The 19,729-nt window shown below is 60.8% G+C and carries 17 protein-coding genes, 1 pseudogene and 2 riboswitches; of the genes and pseudogenes, 5 read left to right on the top strand and 13 right to left on the bottom strand.

Going from position 1 to position 19,729, the window contains the following annotated elements:
• Positions 1-18: 18 nt before the first annotated feature.
• The 6 genes from ACYZUA_RS14920 to ACYZUA_RS14895 form a co-directional block, all read right to left on the bottom strand.
• Complete coding sequence (locus tag ACYZUA_RS14920) at positions 19-783, bottom strand: IclR family transcriptional regulator (protein ID WP_033061664.1); 765 nt, start codon at positions 781-783, stop codon at positions 19-21.
• A gap of 239 nt (positions 784-1,022) precedes the next feature.
• On the bottom strand, positions 1,023-1,412 hold the full coding sequence (locus ACYZUA_RS14915) for a RidA family protein (RefSeq protein WP_461959454.1): 390 nt from the start codon (positions 1,410-1,412) through the stop codon (positions 1,023-1,025).
• Between the two features lie 42 nt (positions 1,413-1,454).
• Complete coding sequence (locus ACYZUA_RS14910) at positions 1,455-2,261, bottom strand: amino acid ABC transporter ATP-binding protein (protein WP_461959453.1); 807 nt, start codon at positions 2,259-2,261, stop codon at positions 1,455-1,457.
• Entirely contained in the window at positions 2,258-2,920 is a 663-nt protein-coding gene (locus ACYZUA_RS14905; RefSeq protein WP_461959452.1) for an amino acid ABC transporter permease, read from the bottom strand. The genes ACYZUA_RS14910 and ACYZUA_RS14905 overlap by 4 nt, the downstream gene beginning before the upstream one ends.
• A gap of 9 nt (positions 2,921-2,929) precedes the next feature.
• A complete protein-coding gene (locus tag ACYZUA_RS14900) occupies positions 2,930-3,592 on the bottom strand; it encodes an amino acid ABC transporter permease (protein WP_461959451.1) in 663 nt (220 codons plus the stop codon).
• Between the two features lie 51 nt (positions 3,593-3,643).
• Positions 3,644-4,492 carry a transporter substrate-binding domain-containing protein gene (locus ACYZUA_RS14895; protein ID WP_095129604.1) on the bottom strand — a complete coding sequence of 283 codons (849 nt, stop codon included), beginning with the start codon at positions 4,490-4,492 and terminating at the stop codon, positions 3,644-3,646.
• A 450-nt stretch (positions 4,493-4,942) separates the two neighbouring features.
• On the opposite strand from ACYZUA_RS14895, the gene ACYZUA_RS14890 reads away from it, so the two are divergent.
• Both ACYZUA_RS14890 and ACYZUA_RS14885 read left to right on the top strand, forming a co-directional pair.
• Complete coding sequence (locus tag ACYZUA_RS14890; RefSeq protein ID WP_461959450.1) at positions 4,943-5,356, top strand: hypothetical protein; 414 nt, start codon at positions 4,943-4,945, stop codon at positions 5,354-5,356.
• Between the two features lie 84 nt (positions 5,357-5,440).
• Positions 5,441-5,884: a thioredoxin domain-containing protein gene (locus tag ACYZUA_RS14885; protein ID WP_461959449.1), complete on the top strand. Its 444-nt coding sequence runs from the start codon at positions 5,441-5,443 to the stop codon at positions 5,882-5,884.
• Between the two features lie 97 nt (positions 5,885-5,981).
• Here ACYZUA_RS14885 and ACYZUA_RS14880 read toward each other — a convergent pair whose 3' ends face one another.
• Positions 5,982-6,848, bottom strand: coding sequence for a LysR family transcriptional regulator (locus ACYZUA_RS14880; RefSeq protein WP_461959448.1), 867 nt, complete (start codon positions 6,846-6,848; stop codon positions 5,982-5,984).
• Positions 6,849-6,951: 103 nt separating this feature from the next.
• Between ACYZUA_RS14880 and ACYZUA_RS14875 the strand changes: the two genes are divergently transcribed.
• Entirely contained in the window at positions 6,952-8,502 is a 1,551-nt protein-coding gene (locus ACYZUA_RS14875; protein WP_461959447.1) for an MFS transporter, read from the top strand.
• Here the strand turns inward: ACYZUA_RS14875 and ACYZUA_RS14870 are convergent.
• The gene (locus tag ACYZUA_RS14870; protein WP_461959446.1) at positions 8,492-8,911 is read right to left on the bottom strand and encodes a MerR family DNA-binding protein; all 420 of its coding nucleotides are present in this window, start codon (positions 8,909-8,911) and stop codon (positions 8,492-8,494) included. The two genes, ACYZUA_RS14875 and ACYZUA_RS14870, sit on opposite strands and share 11 nt — an antisense overlap.
• Here ACYZUA_RS14870 and ACYZUA_RS14865 point away from each other — a divergent pair.
• Positions 8,825-9,829 (top strand): annotated as a pseudogene (locus ACYZUA_RS14865) (oxidoreductase); the annotation flags it as partial. The gene ACYZUA_RS14870 and the pseudogene ACYZUA_RS14865 overlap by 87 nt on opposite strands.
• Positions 9,830-9,951: 122 nt before the next feature.
• Here the strand turns inward: ACYZUA_RS14865 and ACYZUA_RS14860 are convergent.
• The 5 genes from ACYZUA_RS14860 to cobW form a co-directional block, all read right to left on the bottom strand.
• Complete coding sequence (locus tag ACYZUA_RS14860) at positions 9,952-11,598, bottom strand: phospholipase D-like domain-containing protein (RefSeq protein WP_461959445.1); 1,647 nt, start codon at positions 11,596-11,598, stop codon at positions 9,952-9,954.
• Between the two features lie 184 nt (positions 11,599-11,782).
• On the bottom strand, positions 11,783-12,328 hold the full coding sequence (locus ACYZUA_RS14855; protein ID WP_461959444.1) for a vWA domain-containing protein: 546 nt from the start codon (positions 12,326-12,328) through the stop codon (positions 11,783-11,785).
• A gap of 119 nt (positions 12,329-12,447) precedes the next feature.
• Positions 12,448-13,446 carry an ATP-binding protein gene (locus ACYZUA_RS14850; protein WP_461959443.1) on the bottom strand — a complete coding sequence of 333 codons (999 nt, stop codon included), beginning with the start codon at positions 13,444-13,446 and terminating at the stop codon, positions 12,448-12,450.
• A gap of 264 nt (positions 13,447-13,710) precedes the next feature.
• Positions 13,711-17,601 (bottom strand): cobaltochelatase subunit CobN, encoded by a 3,891-nt coding sequence (gene cobN / locus ACYZUA_RS14845; protein WP_461959442.1) that lies wholly within the window; start codon positions 17,599-17,601, stop codon positions 13,711-13,713.
• Between the two features lie 3 nt (positions 17,602-17,604).
• Positions 17,605-18,678 carry a cobalamin biosynthesis protein CobW gene (gene cobW / locus ACYZUA_RS14840; RefSeq protein WP_076030766.1) on the bottom strand — a complete coding sequence of 358 codons (1,074 nt, stop codon included), beginning with the start codon at positions 18,676-18,678 and terminating at the stop codon, positions 17,605-17,607.
• A gap of 100 nt (positions 18,679-18,778) precedes the next feature.
• Positions 18,779-18,993: riboswitch (cobalamin riboswitch) on the bottom strand.
• 177 nt (positions 18,994-19,170) lie between these two features.
• A riboswitch (cobalamin riboswitch) is annotated at positions 19,171-19,399 on the top strand.
• A 121-nt stretch (positions 19,400-19,520) separates the two neighbouring features.
• Here cobW and ACYZUA_RS14835 point away from each other — a divergent pair.
• A complete protein-coding gene (locus tag ACYZUA_RS14835) occupies positions 19,521-19,724 on the top strand; it encodes a CbtB domain-containing protein (protein ID WP_461959441.1) in 204 nt (67 codons plus the stop codon).
• Positions 19,725-19,729 lie beyond the last annotated feature (5 nt).

Here is a 19,729-nt window from a genome sequence, read left to right as displayed (position 1 = left end):
GGTCGCAGACAGCCGCTGTTATTCGTTGATGCGACGGGCCAGGCTGTTGGCGCTGTCAATCAGCACCCGGCGGTAGTCGTTGTAATTGTTCTTGGCATCGGCCCGTGGGGCGACGATGCACAGGGTCGCAATGGCCACGCCGTTCGGGTCTTTCACCGGGGCGGCGAAGCAATGGGTAAAGGTGTCGGCAACGCTATCGAAAGAGAAGAAACCATCGATAGCGGCCTGACGGATTTCCCCGAGAAACTGTTCGAGCGGCAGGCGTTCGCCGTTGGGCAGGATGAAGTCGTCGTGATCAATCAGGTCGACGATTTCCTGGTCGCTCAAGTGCGCCAGCAGCAGGCGCCCGGAAGCGGTCCAGGGAATCGGCGCGTTCTCGCCGATGTCCGAGGAAATGCGGAAGTGCCGCTCGCCCTCTTTCATCAAGGCCACGGTGTATTTTCGTCCGTTGAGCAGGCACATCTGCGCGGTTTCGCGGGTCTGGCTGACGATCTCCTGCAAGGCATGATCGGCCTCGCGGGTCAGGTCGAAATGGCGTAAATGCGCTTGCCCCAGGAAGTACAGCTGACGGCCGAGGTAGACGTGACCGTCCTTGCCCACGGCCTCCAGAATCCGTCGCTCCAGCAGGGAGGCAACCAATTCGTAGACCGTGGATTTCGGGCTGCCGATGCCGCTGGCGATTTCGTTCGGGCGCAGGGGCTTGCCGACTTCCTTGAGGAAATCGAGGATATCGAACGCCCGGTCCAAACCGCGAGCCCGACGCTTGATGGTGTCTTCGGTCATGTCTGTGTTCCCATTCAAAGTCGCCGGGATATTAACTGGCCGAGGTGGTGGTGTCAGTCAGATCCACCCCTCACCCCCCGCCCTCCCGAAACGTCGGACCGCCCCAAAGGGGAGAGGGCGCCTGTTCGCATCGATGCAAATATTTTTGTCTGACCTCAAAACTTGCATCGATATAGAACAGTCCCCTCTCCCTCCGGGAGAGGGTTAGGGTGAGGGCGCTCCTCAGTTCACCGCAAATCTCAGGCCTTTTTCTTGTATGCAACGCAGTCAATCTCGACCTTGCAATCGACCATCATGTTCGCCTGCACACAGGCCCGGGCCGGGGCGTGTTCGCTTTTGAAGTATTCGGAAAACACCTTGTTGAAACTCGTGAAGTCCCGCGGATCCTCCAACCAAACGCCAGCACGTACCACATCTTCCAGGCCATAACCGGCCTCTTGCAGGATCGCGATCAGATTCTTCATGGTCTGGTGGGTCTGTTCGACAATTCCGCCAGTAATGATCTCGCCATCCAGCGCCGGCACCTGCCCCGAAACGTGCAGCCAGCCATCGGCTTCAACGGCTCGGGCGAAAGGGCGAGGCTGACCGCCTGCGGCGGTGCTGCCGGTGCCGTAACGAGTAATGCTCATGAATGTTTCTCCTGATTGAAAGTGAGTATTCTTTTGTAAAAGTCAGAACCGCGTGTTCTTCAGAAATTCAGCCAGACGCGGTGATTGTGGGCGTTCGAACAGTTCCTTGGGTGGCCCCTGCTCTTCGATCCGCCCCTGATTCATGAAAACGATTTTGTCCGAGACCTCAAACGCAAAACGCATTTCGTGGGTCACCAACAGCATGGTCATGCCGTCTTCGGCCAGGCCTTTGATCACGCTCAGCACTTCGCCCACCAGTTCCGGATCGAGGGCCGAAGTGACTTCGTCGAACAGCATCAGGCTCGGGTTCATCGCAATCGCCCGGGCAATCGCCACGCGCTGTTGCTGACCGCCGGACAACTGACCGGGGAAGTGATCGCGGCGTTCCAGCAAGCCGACCCGTTCCAGCCATTTTTCCGCCAGGGCCACCGCTTCATCCTTGTGCAGCTTTTTGACCTTGAGCAAACCGAGGGTGACGTTCTGTAAAGCCGTGAGGTGCGGAAACAGGTTGAACTGCTGGAACGCCATGCCGGTCATGGCCCGATGCCGGGCGATGACTTTTTCCGCGTGACGCAGGCGCTTGCCGTTGACCTCGTCATAACCGATGGACTCGCCATCGAGCATGATCTGCCCGCCCTGGAACTCTTCGAGCATGTTCACGCAACGCAGCAGCGTGGTCTTGCCTGAGCCGCTGGAACCGATCAGCGTGACGACGTTGCCGCGCTGCATGGTCAGGTCGACGCCCTTGAGCACTTCAAGCTCACCGTACTTTTTGTGCAACCCGCGAATGTCCAGCAGGGGCTGACCGTTTTGAGCAATTTTTACGTTAGAGAGCGAAGATTGAGTCATGGCAAGGCCACCCGCTTTTCAATGTGCCGGCCGAGTAATTCGATGGCGTAGTTGATGACGAAAAACAGAAATCCGGCGAACAGGTAAAACTCGAGGGTCATGAAGGTCCGGGCGATGATCTGCTGCGTGCTGAGCAACAACTCGGCGACACCGATCACCGACAACAGCGTCGAAGCCTTTACGATCTCGGTGGACGAGTTGACCCAGGTCGGCAAAATCTGCCGCAACGCCTGAGGCAACAGCACATAACCGAGCGCTTGATAGAACGTCAGGCCGATGGCCTTGCTCGCTTCCATCTGACCACTGGGCAGCGCTTGCAACGCACCGCGCACGATCTCGGCGACGTGGGAGCCGCAAAACAGCGTCAGCCCCAATGCACCGGCCTGAAAGGCGCTGATCTGCCAGCCCAGTGCCGGCGCCATATAGAAGCAGGCCAGCACCAATACAAACACCGGCGTGCCGCGAATGATGTCGACGTAAAACCGAAACGGCGCGCGCATCCAGAACTTGCCGTAGGTCAGCACCAGACCGGCAACAACGCCGAGCATCGTGCCCAACAGAATCGCCAGGGCCGAGACCTGCACACTGGTCAAAAAGCCCTGCCACAACACTTCACGGGCAACCCATAACTCATGTAACCAACTGGGGGATTCGTACATGTGGGCCTCCTATCGGCGAATCGCCAGACGCTGCTCGAGGTAACGCAGCATCATGGCAATGAGGTAACAGGCCGCCACATAGAGCGCTGTGGTCACCAGCCAGGTTTCAATCACCCGGTAGCTCTCGACATTGATCTTGCGCGCGTAATAGGTCAGCTCCGGCACGGCAATCGCCGCGGCCAGCGAGGTGTCCTTGAACAGCGAAATGAAGTTGTTCGACAGCGCCGGCAGTACATTGCGCAGCATCACCGGCACGGTGACGTACGCCTTGACCTGCCACTCACCCAGACCGATCGCCAACCCGGCTTCGCGCTGGCCTTTGGGAATACTCAACAGCCCGCCGCGGAACACTTCGGTCAGATAGGCACCGGCATACAGCGAGAGCGTGATGATGAACGACGGGATCTTGTCCAGACGAATGCCCAGACTGGGCAAGGCAAAGTAGATCAACAGAATCAACACCAGAATCGGCGTGTTGCGGACCACCGTCACATACACCGACGCCATCACACGCAATGCGCGGTGCTTTGACAGCAAAGCAAACGCCATCATCAGGCCGATCACGCAGCCGATGGCGATCGACACCAGCGCCAGTTCGAGGCCCAGAACGAGCCCCGCCAGCAGGGTGTCGAAATCGCGCCACACGGCGGCAAAATTCAACTGATAGTTCATGGTCAGCAGCACCTTGAACGGGGCGATCGGAACCGCCCCGCTCTCACGGGATCATTTGAATTCGACGGGGAAACCGATGGCTGGCGACGGCAGATCGACACCGAACCATTGCTTGAACGACGCTGCGTAGGTCGGGAATTCCACGCCTGTCATGCCTTCATGCAAGACGGTGTTGACGAAGTTCAGCCAGTCCTGATCGCCGCGTTTGACCGCGCACGCGTAGGTTTGCGGGCTCCAGGCATAAGCCGGGCTGCGATAGCGACCCTGGTTCTGCACCATCAGGTATTTCACCGACGACTGATCGGTGGCCGCAGCATCGGCACGGCCGGAGTTCACCGCCTGATACATCAGGTCCACGCTGTCGTACTGATCGACCTTGGCCTTGGGCAACGCCTGATGCACCAACTCTTCGGCGTACACGTTCTGTAACACCGCCACGGTCACACCGTCGCCGGCGGCTTTCAGGTCTTCGATTTCCTTGTACTTGCTGTTGGCCGGCAACAGCAGGCCGACACCTTCGCGGTAGTACGGCAGCGTGAACGCCACTTGCTGGGCACGACTGGCGGTGACGGTGATGAATTGGCAACTCATGTCGACCTTGTCGGTCAGCAGGTTGGGAATCCGCGCATCGGACGACTGCACCACGAACTCGACTTTGCTCGGGTCGTTGAACAACCCTTTGGCCACCATCCGCGCGATATCGATATCAAAACCCTGCAACTTGCCGTCCGCTCCCTGGAAGTGCCACGGCGCATTGGTGCTGCCCGTGCCCACAATCAGTTTCCCGCGGGCCAGCACGCTATCGAGCTTGCTGTCCGCCGCCTGAGCCACGCCCATGGCAGCGGCCGAAGCCGCGAGAACAAAAACACACGCTTTAAACAAGGAAGGTCGGCGATGCATGGCAAGCACTCCAGGGATGATGTTTATTCCGCTATACCGGATATTGGTATGCAACAACGGAACAGACAGCAGAAAGTGTGCCACAGGATTGATGGAAAATCTTGGTGGATCCGAAAAGACTATTAATTCAAGAGGATAGAAAAATCTGACCTGAATACTAAGCACCATCGACCGCGGCGAGGCTGCTACCGAGGGCTACACCCACGGGTAGCAAGGCCACAAAAGGTGCGTAGCGCACCAGAAAAACACCGCGCATGCCTGCCCGTTCGCGCTTATGCGCCAGGCCATCAGCTTATGACCGTTCATCGGTTTTCAGAGGAGACCTGTCAGATATGACAGTTGTGGACCGCAGGTTATGAGCGCTCAATTCGTGCAACCGCTCACACCGTCCATCACACGCCATTCGCTGGGCTTGCGGTTTTTTGACAAACCACTTACAGGAGTTTTCACATGTCTCAACAATCCTCAACCTTCAACTTGCTGCGCAATAGTGAATTCACACAGGAAGGCCAGTATTGGACGACTGATACACCGCAGAAAGCCCGCTATGAAGACGGTTATTGTGTCTTGCAGGCACCAGGCATGATCACTCAGGACGTTACGATCGCCAGCGAGGGCGAGTTCCGGTTTTCCGTGAAAATGAAAACAGAGCAAGGTTGCGCCTGCGCAGCACAAGTTTTGCTGCATCCATCAGGGGAGACGCAACGCCTCAATATCGGCGGTGGCACCCCCTGGAGCGCGCACTTCGTAGACTTCACTGCACCTAAAGGCACCAACAAAATGTCGATCAAGCTGGAAGCAAACGATGGTCCGTTCGACACTTTTGGATCGTATTTCGATGATGTGAAACTCGAGCAACGTTGAAGTCTGACCCACTGTTAGCCAGCCATCTGGCTACCAGCCCCTTCACCGCTACAACACGTGCCCATATTGAAGACGGAGATTTCAATGAGCTCGACAACCACTCATACATCGCTGGCCCCGGTCTACCGCAAGGCCCTGAAAACCTGGCGCCCGGTGATCCTGTACTTCGGCAATCAACACTGTCCCGCCTGCGAAACCGCCGGGCCGATTTTTCGTCAGATTGGCGAACGATATCGCCATCACGCGAACATCTACATGCTCAATACCAGCGAATCTCCCCGCCACCCGGACGTCACCGGCACTCCGACCGTGCTGTTTTACAAGGATGGGAAGTTGCTGAAGAAGCTCAAGGGAATCGGCACTGAGCAAACCCTGCAGGAAGACTTCGCCGGGCACATTGGCAAGGTGAAACCGGCAACGGTGAAGCGTAAACCGGTTCACGATCTGGCATGGTTGCGCCAGACCCTGCGCAGGTTGCGTACTGTGCCTCGCGCAACCCGGCAGTTGAATCGGCGGATTTGCTGTTAGATCGCTTTCGCGAGCAGGCTCGCTCCCACAGATGACCGTGTCTGTTTGGGTCACCCGGTCAATAGTGGGAGCAAGCCTGCTCGCGAAGCTTTTGCGCTTAGCGATTCTTGACCTGCTCGATATACCTGGACACCGCAGCGGACTTCTCGAACCGACGATAAATCAACGACAGCCACGAACTCGCCTCGCATCCTTTGATTGCCCGGTACAGCACGCCGGGCAAACCAACATGCCCGACCACCGATTCTGGCACCACCGCCACGCCCTGCCCCAACGATACCAACGCAATGACCGCCACCAGCCCGCCCGGTTGTGCCCCCAGTTTCGGCGCAAATCCGCCCTCGGCGGCGACTTGCAAGGTGCCGCTGATTTGCTCCGGCAGGATGAATGTCTCGTTCTGCAAATGTTCCGGGCCAATCTCTGGCAATCGGCACAGCCAGGACTCGGTCGGCAGCGCCAGCACAAAGCCTTCTGCGTCCAGGCGAATGGCTTCCAGGCCTTCGGGCAAGGTCATGGGTGAGCGGACATAGCCAATATCGAAACGCCCCTCGACCACCATCATCGGCAATGACGCCATGGGACTTTCCCGTACGTTCAGGCTGACGTCAGGACACTCGCGGCTGAAGGCTTGCACCTGTTTCTGCAGCAAGCCCGAATACACCGCCGAAGCCACGTAACCCAGTTCGATATGGCCAATGTCGCCGCGCCCGGCACGCTGGGCGTTGTACTGAGCGTATTCGAATTGCCGCACAGTCGCCTCGGCCTCGATCAACAGCGCGGCGCCGGCCTCGGTCAGGCTGACTTCCCGTGTCTGGCGCACGAACAATCGCGTGCCGAGTTCGTTCTCCATGTCCTGGATCTGTCGAGTCAAGGTCGGCGGTGCGATACCGAGTTGTTCAGCGGCGCGGGTGAAGTTGCCTTGCCGGGCAACGGCGAGGAAATAGCGGAAATGCCGTATGTCCATGGGTGCATTAGCTCAAAGGTAATGAAGTGACAAGGCACGCCTAACAAGGGAAGCGTCAACAGACGATAAGCTGCACTGACTTTCACAGTAGAGAAACGTTGCCATGCCCGTCAAACCCAAGGTGAGTCCGCGCCTGACATTACTCACAGCCTCAGGCGTTTGCTCGCTGATCGTCCTCGACACCAACATTGTCGCCGTGACGCTGCCAACGATCGCCCGCGACCTGGGCGCAAACTTTGCCGACATCGAATGGGTGGTCAGCGCTTACATGCTGGCCTTCGCCGCCCTTTTGTTGCCGGCTGGCAGCATCGCCGACCGCTTCGGCCGGCAGAAAACCCTGCTCTGCGGGTTGGCCATTTTCATTCTCGCGTCCATCGGTTGCGGTGCCGCGCACAATGCGTTGTTTCTCGACATCGCCCGGGCAGTCAAGGGTGTCGGCGCGGCCTTGCTGCTGACCTCGGCCCTCGCCTCCATCGGCCACACCTTTCACGATGAAGTGGAGCGGGCCAAGGCCTGGGCGTTCTGGGGCGCGTGCATGGGGGTGGCGATGACCGCCGCGCCGACGGTCGGCGGACTGATCACCGAATACATGGGCTGGCGCTGGATTTTCTACCTTAACCTGCCCGTCGGAGTGTTCCTGATGGTGATGGTCTGGCGCGCCGTGCCGGAGTCCCGCGACACTCAATCCGCACGCCTCGATCCCTGGGGCAGCCTGGCGTTCAGTGCGAGTTTGCTGTGCCTGATCTGGGGCCTGATCGAGGCGAACCGGATCGGCTGGAGCAATCCGCTGACCTACGCTCGACTGATCGGCGGCGCTCTGTTGCTGGGGCTGTTCGTGGTGATTGAGCGGATGCAGCGGCGGCCGATGGTTGACCTGCAACTGTTCAAGCATCCGCGCTTCATCGGCGCGCTATTGGGCATGTTTGCCTACGCCGGTTGCGCCCAGGTGATGATGACCCTGCTGCCTTTCTACCTGCAAAATGGCCTGGGTTTCTCGGCCATCGCTTCAGGTCTGGGAATGTTGCCGTTTGCCCTGACCATGCTGATTTGCCCGCGCATCGGCGTACGTCTGGCGCGTCGGTTTGCCCCCGCCACGTTGATGGCCGCTGGTTTGACCCTGGTCGGCAGCGGCAACCTGCTCAGTGCCTGGGCGGTCAGCAGCGGCGGTTACCTGCCCTTCGCCCTGGCGATTGCCGTGACGGGCGCCGGTGCCGGGCTGCTCAACGGCGATACGCAAAAGAACATCATGGCTTGCGTACCACGGGAGCGCACTGGCATGGCTTCAGGCATGAGCACCACCATGCGCTTCAGCGCCATCGTGCTGGCCATCGGCGTGTTCGGTGCGTTGCTGTCCAGTCATACCGAGCTGTTGTTGCGTACGAGCCTGACGGAACAAGGTGCGCAATGGCTCGGCCAAACCCAGGGCATCGCCTCGCGGGTGGTCGCCGGCGACATGACGGCAGCAATGAGCCTGTTGCCGGAAACCGCACGAACCGTGGTCGAACCGTTGGCCCGGCAAGCCTTCGTCGGTGGCTTCAGTCTGCTGTTGTGGGTTGCAGGGTTGTTGGCATTGTTGGGTGCGCTGGTGGTGGGCACGCTGATGCGCAATCCGATCCCCGCTCCGTCGACCGCTGCTATCAGCGCTAAGGCTTGAATCTCGCCAAAACCCGCTGGGCATTCGCTTCGCAGCCCATGCCTTCCGGCCGCGACTGAATGTTGTCGATCACCTCCAACAGCTGCGCCTTGCTTTGCGCCAGGTGCAGCTGCATCTCTTCAATCTGTTCGACTTTGCGTGTAAGCCCCGCCAGCAATTCGTCTTGCTTGAACTCACCGGTCGCGCTGTCCGGCAACAACTGTTTCAACTCTTCCAGGCTGAACCCGGCCTGCTGGGCGCAAAGGATGATCTTCAGGGCTTGCAACGCTTGGTCGGGATAATGCCGGTAACCGTTGGCCCGGCGCTCCACCTGCCGAATCAGGAAGATGAGCGGCACCTTGAACGCTTTCGCCAGTGGGCCAGCATCGGTCGGGCCGGTGGCGCGCAGTTCTGGATGCAGCTCAATCATCCTGGCCGTCAGACCATGGCCAACCTTGGCCAGCAAGCGTTGGCGCCATCCGCCGTGGCGCTGGACCTGGGCGCGTTCTCAAAGATGTTTGCCGAGCCCAAACCCATGAGCGAGCGCGACATCGAAGAGGTCATTCAACGTTTCGCCACCAGCGCTGCCCTGGCGGAAAAGGCCGGCTTCACTGGGGTGCAGATTCATGCCGCACACGGTTATCTGATCAGCCAGTTCCTCTCACCCTTGACCAACCGCCGGACCGACCGCTGGGGTGGTTCTCTGGAAAATCGCGCGTGTTTGTTGTTGGCGGTGGTCAGTGCTGTGCGCAAGTCTGTGTCGCCGACATTTTGCGTGGCGGTAAAGCTCAACACGGCGGACTTCCAGCGCGGCGGTTTCGATGCCGACGACGCCCGACAAGTCATCCAGTGGCTCAACGATCAACCAATCGATCTGCTGGAACTCTCCGGCGGCAGCTACGAAGCCCCGGCCATGCAAGGTGAGGCCCGGGATGGCCGGACCCTGGCGCGTGAAGCGTATTTTCTGGAAATGGCCGGCGAGCTGGCCAGCGTGGCGAACATGCCGGTGATGGTGACCGGCGGGATTCGACGCCTGGCGATCGTCGAACAGGTGCTCGACAGCGGCATCGCCATGGCCGGGATCGGCACGGCGCTGGCGCTCTAACCGCAACTGGTCAAACGCTGGCGCGAAGGCCAGAACAGTCACCCGCAACTGCCACCGATTCGCTGGAAACGCAAACCTCTGGCGGCACTGGCGAGCATGGCCGTCGTGAAGTTCCAGCTCAATCGCCTGAGCCGTGGGCGCAAGACCCGTCCCGATGTTTCGGCGCTATGGGCGTTGATTCTCGACCGCGTGCACATCGCCCGGCGGACTCGTCAGTACCGGCCGGCGATGGGAATGAAGTAATCCAATGTGGGAGCGAGCTTGCTCGCGAAAGCGCCCGACCAGTCAATATTGATGTCGCCTGACACACCGCTATCGCGAGCAGGCTCACTCCCACAAGAGGTACGTTTGCGCTGCAAGCGTATTTACCGTCCGGAAAAACGCAATCTGGATAGCTGCCGCAAATCCCCCGCGCGATAGTAATCGTCGGTCCAGCTATCATCCGCTGCCAACGGATGGACCTGCTTGAGCGCGAGTTTCTTGGCGAAATAGCGAAAGCGGTAATGCTCGTAGAATCGCAGCAGTTCCAGACCATAACGGTCTGCCAGATCGGTATCGCCGCGAATGATCAGGTAGTTCTCGTCATTGCCATTGCTGGCCGCGGCACTGAGGTTATGGCTGCCGCTGATGATCGTCGGCGCATCGCTGGTGAAGTCCGTCACCACGGCTTTGGTGTGCACCAGCAGATTGCCCTTCTGGCCTTTCATGTTCTCTCGGAGCCAGCCTTCCAGCCCGGTGTTAAGCAGCGCGGTGGCGGCGAATTCGGCGGTGCGGTCGGCGTGGAAACCGGTGATACGGCTGGCGGTGTTTTGCAGGCCGTAACGCAAAATGTCGTCGTGGGGCAGGCCGAGCAAGGCGTTCAGGATGTCGTCGGGCAAGGCGAACGCGGTGACGAACAGCACGTCCTTTTTCGCGGCGTTGATGATCTCGACAAACGCTTGCAGATCCCCTCTGCCCGAGCGCGGTGAGAAACCGGCGAACATCGGCTGCAGCGGATCCATCGGGTTGTTTTGGGTGATCCAGTTTCGGGTGGCACCGACATCCGCAGGGTTAGCCCAGACCTGCTCGAAGGTGTGCAGATAGCTGGTGCTGACGCGTGTGTCGTCCAGCACATGCACCACGTTGGCCTGGCGGTAAACACCGTTGGGCGTGAAGTTGGTGCTGCCGCAAAGCACCGCTTCGGGCTGACGCTGCCCCGCCGCGTCGAGCCGGCTCAGGACGATGAATTTGTTGTGGAAGATATTGTGGGTGACCCGCCCGCGCTTGTGCCCCGCGGGGATTTTTTCCAGGCTGGCCTCGTTGACGGTGGTGTCATCATCGTCCGGTTGAGCGTGATACAGGACTCGAACGTTTACCCCACGTTCGAACGCGGCATTGACCGCATCGACAACGGCCTGCAATTCATACTCGTAGATGGCGATGTCCAGCGCCCACTGGTCATCCACCGCACGCTCGATAAACCCCAGCAAACGCCCAAGCAAACCGTTTTCCAGCCATTGCCGCGGGGCATCCGGCCAGGCTTCGATGGGCAGGTTCTTGTTGGCGCTGATCAGCGCGTCGAGCTCGGGAAACTTGCGCTGGAACGCCTGGCTGGCGGCCACTGCACGATTGAAGATCACGCTTTGATTATTCGGCTGACCATTGTCAGAGGTGACCGTCAACTCCAGGTACTCCCCCAGTTGAGGCGCATCAACGCTGCCATAGGCCAGGTGGATTCGGTAATGGATCGTCATCCCCGGATTGACCGCGTAATCGGCCCAGCGAAATTTCTGCAACGGCGCGATATTGCTGGGGGTCGCGTGAAACTGGGGAAAGGTATGCACCTTGCCGGGGAAAGTCAGGCGGTTAAACAGGAACAGCCAGGGCTTGGGGCCTTGTTGTCTTTCGATGGCGAAACCCAATAGGCCTTTGCGTCGGGGTTCAGCCAGGTCCATGGCCAACAGCACGCCATTGGTGCCGGCGTAGGCCTTGACGCGGAAATCGTCCTGAATGTTGGCGGCTAGAACGCGCATGATTCACTCCTGTGATGGCGTTGCTCATAGAGCATAGGGCAGCGATGCGGACTGTCCGTGATTATCCAGTTCCGAGGTGATGCCATCGCGAGCAGGCTCGCTCCCACATGGGATTTGTGAACGCCGCAGACCATTTGTGGGAGCGAGCCTGCTCGCGAAAAGGCTAGCCGAGGCAACATAGTACTCAGCCTGAAATCAGCTCATCAATGTGCCGATAATCAGCCAGCAGCGCCGCCGCCAACTGTTTTGCACGGCCAAGCCGAATCGGCCCGCGTTCGATGTCGATCAGCAGCCCCGGGCAATCAAGCGCCGGCAACATCGACCAGTCCTTCAATCGGCCATCGGTTACCAGCAACAATCGCTGCTTTTCCGTCGGAAAGCGTTTTTGCCGTGCCGTCAGCCAGCGCCCCGCCTCACCCAGCGCCGCCAGCAACGGCGTACCACCGCCGGCTCCCAACCCATCAAGCCAGTTGCGCAAACCCGCGGAGGCTTTCAACCCTTGTACTTGCCACTTCGGCACATGACCACTGGCCGTGAGCAACGCCAGGCGTGCACGCTGGCGATAGGCATCGTCGAACAGTTGCGCCAGCAAGCCCTTGGCATCGCTCAACGCCTGATGGCGACGAGTCGAAGCCGAGGCGTCGACGATCACCAACCACAGTTCGTGGGGCGAACGAGTGCCCAGGTGAAACAAGACATCGTCACGCCGACGCGGACGGCCGTTCAGCAAGGTGCCGGGCCAATTGATCGAGCCGCTGCGCGCCGCGTGACGTTTACCCTGTTTGCCATTGTCCAGTCGTCCGGCGCGGGGTCTGGCATTCGCCCCCGCGTCATGTCGAGGGCGAATGCCTAGGGCTTTTTTGGCCAGCTCGGCACGTCACGTCGGGCGCCGACCGGGAGCGCCTGAGCGGGCATTTCACCCCATTGGCCCTGGCCTTCGCTCGGGTTGGCATTTTGCGTAGAGGGCGGTTGACTGTGTTGCGGCGCTGGTGGCGATGGCTCGCGGCGGCGATGGCGCAAGGCAAATTCGGCGACAGCATCGATATCTTCCTCGGCGATTACGCTCGCCCCACGCCACGCCGCGTGGGCACGCGCCGCGCGCAACCAGACCAGGTCGGCCCGCAAGCCATCGACACCGGCGGCAAAGCAGCGCTCGGTAATCTGCGCGAGCGCATGATCGTCGAGCGGTATGCTTGCCAGTGCGCTGCGCGCTTTCTGGCAACGTTCGCGCAGCGACTGCTGTTGGCTTTCCCATTCGGCGCAGAAGCGCTGGGGATCGCTGTCGAAATCCAGCCGTCGCCGGATGATCTGGCCGCGCTCGGTCGGGGCTGTGTGGCCACTGAGGGCGACGTTCAGGCCAAAGCGGTCGAGCAATTGCGGACGCAGCTCACCCTCTTCCGGGTTCATGGTGCCGATCAGCACGAACTTCGCCGAATGCCGATGGGAAATGCCGTCGCGTTCGATCAGGTTGGTGCCGCTGGCGGCCACATCCAGCAGCAGGTCCACCAGGTGATCGGGCAGCAAGTTGACTTCATCGACGTAGAGCACGCCGCCGTCGGCCTTGGCCAGCACACCGGGGGAAAACTGTGCGCGACCCTCGCTCAGGGCGGCGTCCAGGTCGAGCGTGCCGACCAGTCGCTCTTCGGTGGCGCCGAGCGGCAAGGTGACGAATTGGCCGCTGGCGAGCAGGTCCGCCAGGCCACGGGCGAGGGTCGACTTGGCCATGCCGCGGGGGCCTTCGATGAGAACGCCGCCGATTTTCGGGTCGATGGCGGTCAGGTAGAGGGCGAGTTTCAGATCGTCGGCGCCGACCACGGCGGAGAGGGGGAAATGGGGGGTGTCGGTCATGGTTTTGTCTGGGTCCGTGGTCGTTGGTTTGGTGGTGGGGTGTCAGGGGGATCGGCCCCTCACCCTAACCCTCTCCCCAAAGGGGCGAGGGGACTGATCGGGTTGTTTAAACGAAATTCTGCGACCTGGGCCTTCAAGTTGAACTCAAGTTTTGGAAGCGATGGAGATCGGCTCCCTTTCCCCCTCTCCCCCGTGGGGAGAGGGATGGGCGGGCGGCGTTCCGATGAGGGGTGGTTTTAACGGTCGAATCGAGTAAGCCTGAGCTCACCCCTCCTCCTCAATATCCAACAACAAATTCTCCAGCGCCTCCCGATACTCACCCGGCTCCTTCCACATCCCCCGCTGCTGCGCTTCCAGCATTCGCTCGGTCATGTCGCGCAACGCATGCGGATTATGCTCACGAACAAAATCCCGGGTCGCCGGATCCAGCAAATACGCATCCGCCAGTAACGCGTACTGGTGGTCGTCGATCAACTGCGTTGTAGCGTCGAAGGCAAACAGATTATCAACCGTCGCCGCCAGTTCAAACGCGCCTTTATAGCCGTGGCGCTTCACGCCGTCGATCCACTTAGGATTGGCCGCGCGGGAGCGAATCACCCGGTTCAGCTCTTCCTTCAACGTGCGGATCTTCGGCAGGTCCGGCTGACTGTGATCGCCATGGTAACTGGCCGCGGCTTCACCACTGAGGCTTTCCACGGCCGCGAGCATGCCACCCTGGAACTGGTAATAGTCGTTGGAGTCGAGCAAGTCGTGTTCACGGTTGTCCTGGTTTTGCAGCACGGCTTGCACTTGGCTCAAGCGCTGAGCGAACTGCTCTCGCGCTGCGGTGCCTTCGTCGGAACCGCCGTAAGCGTAGCCGCCCCAGTTCAGATAAACCTCGGCCAGGTCGTCACGGCTTTGCCACAGACGACCGTCGATGGCGCCCTGCACGCCCGCGCCGTAAGCACCGGGTTTGGCACCAAAGATGCGCCAACCGGCCTGACGCTTGGCCGTGTCCTCATCCAGCCCCGACTGCATCAATGCTTCGCGCTCGGCACGCACTTTGGCGGCCAAGGGGTTGAGGTCGTCCGGCTCGTCGAGGGCGGCGACCGCTTGCACGGCGGCGTCGAACAGACGGATCAGATTGGCAAAGGCATCGCGGAAGAATCCGGAAACGCGCAACGTCACGTCCACGCGCGGACGGTCCAGCAGACTCAGCGGCAGAATCTCGAAGTCGTCGACCCGCTGACTGCCCGTGGCCCAGACGGGGCGCACGCCCATCAGCGCCATGGCCTGGGCGATGTCGTCGCCGCCGGTGCGCATGGTCGCGGTGCCCCACACCGACAGGCCGAGCTGGCGCAGGTGATCGCCGTGATCTTGCAGGTGTCGTTCAAGAATCAGAGTGGCCGACTGGAAACCGATGCGCCACGCGGTGGTGGTCGGCAGGTTACGCACGTCCACCGAGTAGAAGTTGCGCCCGGTCGGCAGCACGTCGAGTCGACCGCGACTCGGCGCACCGCTGGGGCCGGCGGGCACGAAGCGACCGCTGAGGGCGTCAAGCAGACCGCGCATTTCCGCCGGGCCGCAGGCGTCCAGGCGTGGGGCGACGACTTCGCGCAGGCTGTCGATGATGGCATGCACTTCGGACCAACCTGCCTCCTGTGGGAGCGGGCTTTTGTGGTGAGGGGATTTATCCCCGTTGGACTGCGCAGCAGTCCCATTTTCCGGGGCCGCTTCGCGACCCAACGGGGATAAATCCCCTCGCCACAAAAGCCCGCTCCCACAGGGTTCGGGGGTGGCTAATGAGTTTGAGATCAGTTGGGCAGCGAACAGTTCCAGGCGTTCGCGGGTATCACCTGCTGTGCGCCAGACTTCATCGATAAGGGATTGCAGTTCAATCGGACGCGGCCCGGTCCAGGGTTCGGCCAACGCACAATCCAGCGGATCGAAGCCCAACGTGAACGCCTTGGCCAAGGCCCGCAGCAGACTCGATTGGGCTCCCCGTCCATCGCCACGTGGAATGCGCAACAACGCCAGCAAGGTATCAATGCGCAAACGCCCGGTCGGCGACTCGCCAAAGATGTGCAGGCCGTCGCGAATCTGCGATTCTTTCAAGTCGCACAAATAGGTGTCCAGACGCGGCAACCAGATCGCCGCATCGGCATCGCTGTCGAGTTTTTCGTCAAGATGCAGTTCGCGGTCGATGTGCGTTTCGCGCACCAGTTGCAGGATGTCGCGCTGCAATTCCCGGGCGCGGCGCGGATCAAGCAATTGCGCTTCGTAATACTCGTCGGCGAGTAATTCGAGGTTGCGCAACGGGCCGTAGGTTTCGGCGCGGGTCAGCGGCGGCATCAGGTGATCGATGATCACCGCCTGCGTACGGCGCTTGGCCTGGGCGCCCTCGCCCGGATCGTTGACGATGAATGGATAGATGTTCGGCAACGGCCCAAGCAGCGCATCCGGCCAGCAATGCTCCGACAGCCCTACGCCTTTACCCGGGAGCCATTCGAGGTTGCCGTGCTTGCCGACGTGGATCACGCCGTGGGCGCCGTAGGTATTACGCAACCAGAAATAGAACGCCAAGTAACCGTGAGGCGGCACCAGGTCCGGGTCGTGATACACCGCGCTCGGGTCCACCTGATATCCGCGCGCCGGTTGAATGCCGACGAAGGTCAGGCCAAAGCGCAGCCCGGCGATCATCATTCGCCCACCACGGCACATCGGATCGCTTTCGGGCGAGCCCCAACGTTCCAGCACGGCCTGCCGATTGGACTCGGGCAAGGCGTTGAACATCAGCAGGTAGTCGTCCATAGACAGACTTTGATGACACGGACGTTGGTCGAGAGTGTCGAGGTCGTTGCTGACGCCGCCAAGTAACTGCTGGATCAACGCGGTGCCGCTATCAGGCAGCTCGACCGGCAGCGGATAACCTTCTTTATGCAGCGCTCGAAGGATGTTCAGCGCCGCCGCGGGGGTGTCGAGGCCAACGCCGTTGCCGATGCGCCCGTCGCGGGTCGGGTAGTTGGCGAGGATCAGGGCGATGCGTTTTTCAGCGTTGGGCACTCGCGCCAGATCGATCCAGCGTCGCGCCAGTTCGGCGACAAAATCCATGCGCTCCGGTTGTGGCCGATAGCAGACCACATCGGATTGGCTGCGCTCGCTGCGCCAGGCCAGGTCTTTGAAGCTGATCGGTCGGCTGATGATCCGCCCGTCCAGTTCCGGCAGCGCGATGTGCATCGCCAGATCACGTGGACCGAGGCCTTGTTCGCTGGCGCGCCAACCGGGTTCGTTGTCCTGGGCGCAAATCGCCTGGATCACCGGGATGTTGCGGCGAAACGGTCGCAAGTGCGGCGCTTCGGGGCTGGATTGAGCGAAACCGGTGGTGTTGAGAATCACCCCAGCTTCGACTTCGTCCAACAGGTCCTCGACCACCGTCAGGCAGCCGGGTTCTTTCAAACTGGCCACTGCAATTGGCAACGGGTTCAACCCCGCCGCCTGCAACCGCTGGCAGAAAACATCAATGAAGCCTGTGTTGGCCGCCTGCAAGTGCGAGCGGTAGAACAGCACCGCCGCCACCGGCTGATCGGCCTGCCAGCCGGCCTGCCAATCCTTCAGTTCAGCGGGGCTTTTTTGAGGATGGTAAATCGCCGTGCGCGGCAGGGTTTGCGGCTCAGCCCAGGCGTAGTCGCGATCCAGCCAGCGATTGGCGAGGCAGCGGAAAAAATCCAGAGCATTGCTCATGCCGCCCTGACGCAGAAACTGCCAGAGCCGGTCGCGGTCTACCGCGCCCACCGTGCTTAGCTCGCTGAGTTCAGGGTCCGGGCGGTCATCGCCGGGCACCAGAATCAGCTGTACACCGCGTTCCGACAGTTGCACCAGTTGCTCGACGCCATAACGCCAATAGGCGATACCGCCGTGCAGCGAAATCAGAATCACCTTGGCGTGGCGCAGCACTTCGTCGACATACAGATCAACCGAGGCGTGATTCTGCACCTGCATCGGGTTGGCCAGGCGCACGCTCGGGTAATCGTCGGGCAACTGCTGCGCCGCTTCGGCAAGCAGCGCCAGGCTGGAGTCGCCGCTGCACAGGATCACCAGCTCGGCGGGGGTTTGTCCAAGGTCGGCAATGTTGTCATCCGAAACGAAACCGCCGGGCTGGGTCCTGAGCAGGTGCATGGCTTAAACGCTGAGCGCAGCGCGCAATTGCGCTTCAAGCAACGTGGCGTCCAGCGCCTGACCGATCAACACCAGACGCGTGGTGCGCGCTTCGTCGGCGCCCCACTGACGGTCGAAGTGCTTGTCGAAACGTGTGCCCACGCCCTGGATCAGCAGGCGCATCGGTTTGTTCGGGATCGCCGCAAAACCTTTGACGCGCAGGATGCCGTGCTGGACCACCAGTTGGGTCAGCGCGTCCAGCAACAGGCTTTCGTCGGCTTGCGGCAGTTCGATGGAGATGGAGTCGAAGGCATCGTGGTCATGCTCATCGTGATGGCCGTCTTCACCTTCATGGTGGTGATCGTGATGGCTGTGACGGCTGTCGATGTGTTCTTCGGAGCCGGCGCCGAGGCCGATCAGCACGTCCAGTGGCACGCGACCGCTGCTGGCTTCGATGACTTTCACCGCTGGCGGCAGTTCTTCAGCGACCTCCAGACGTACACGGGCCAGGTCTTCAGGGCTGATCAGGTCGGCCTTGTTGAGGATCACCAGATCGGCGCTGGCCAGTTGGTCGGCGAACAGCTCGTGCAGCGGCGATTCGTGGTCCAGGTTCGGGTCGAGTTTGCGCTGGGCATCGACCTGGTCCGGGAAAGCCGCGAAGGTCCCGGCGGCGACCGCTGGGCTGTCGACCACGGTGATCACCGCATCAACGGTGCAGGCGCTGCGGATTTCTGGCCACTGGAAGGCTTGCACCAACGGTTTTGGCAGGGCCAGGCCCGAGGTTTCGATGAGGATGTGGTCGAGGTCGCCGCGACGGGCGACCAATTCGCGCATCACCGGGAAGAACTCTTCCTGAACGGTGCAGCACAGGCAGCCGTTGGCCAGTTCGTAGACGCGGCCGTTGGCTTCTTCTTCAGTGCAACCGATGGAGCACTGCTTGAGGATTTCGCCGTCGATGCCCAGTTCGCCGAACTCGTTGACGATCACCGCAATGCGGCGGCCCTGAGCGTTGTCGAGCATGTGCCGCAGCAAGGTGGTTTTGCCCGAGCCGAGGAAGCCGGTAACGATGGTGACGGGGAGTTTGGCCAGTGTTTTCATCGGATGCCCTTTGGCAAGGTGGCGGGCATACGGGACGACAATCGCTGCGACGGATGCGCGCGCGGAAGAGTTCGCCACCGGATCACCCCGCCCGGTTGTAGTGAGAATCTGTGTCGAGGCAGGTCTCCTGGCTGACGGTGTGCCGGGCTTGTGGGCCTGGCATTCACTGCGCCTTCCCGCGAACCCGTTGCACAGGGTTTGCAGTGGCGTGGCAGCGAACATCACCGTTCACAGTTGCGGGGGCAGCCGCGGCATCGACCGCGTTCCCTTCTTAGCTTCGGCAGACGCCGAAGAACCTCGAAAGCGCAAGGCTACGCATGGTGTGGGGGCGGGTCAATGTCTTGTGCCGACCCTCAGGACGCTATCGCGGGCAAGCCTTGCTCCTACAGGAGCGCCACCGTCCTGTAGGAGCAAGGCTTGCCCGCGATTGAGGCACTGAGGTATCGAGTTGAGAACCCTTGCCAATTGACGCCCAACCCCCGCCCATGCTCTCCTACACGCCTTGTTACGGGTGCCCTTCACAGGGTGAAACGGGAAACCGGTGAATCATGTGCTTTACTCTAAAGTCATGTCAGTCCGGTGCTGCCCCCGCAACGGTAAGCGAGCGAAGCGTCAGATCCACTGTGCCAGCAGTTCGGCATGGGAAGGTGATGCTTGCAGGTCAAGGCGAAAGCCACTGCCCCTCGTGAGCCCGGAGACCGGCCCGCAACACAAAGTGACCATTACGATCACTGAATAACAAACCCGCGGTGGGCGGGCGCTGTTTGAACCTCTGCGTGCCCGACCCGCAGGGGTCTTCCATGCGCCCTGAATCACCCGCTGACAGACCAGAGGGAAGCGCCATGTCGATCATCAGCAGCACCGGCAGCAACACCGATAAAAGCACCGCCAGCACCACCAATACCCTGACTCAACGCCTGACCGTCGCCCTGTGCGCGTCGATCCTGGGTGCCAGCCTTGTGTATTTCGCCGGTTTCTCGCACATCGAAGCGGTGCACAACGCCGCTCACGATACCCGCCACAGCGCTGCATTCCCGTGCCATTGAGACCT

Source organism: Pseudomonas sp. LS2P72, from assembly GCF_054897865.1.
Note: the sequence above shows the minus strand (reverse complement) of the source record. Positions and strands in the feature narration are given on the sequence as shown.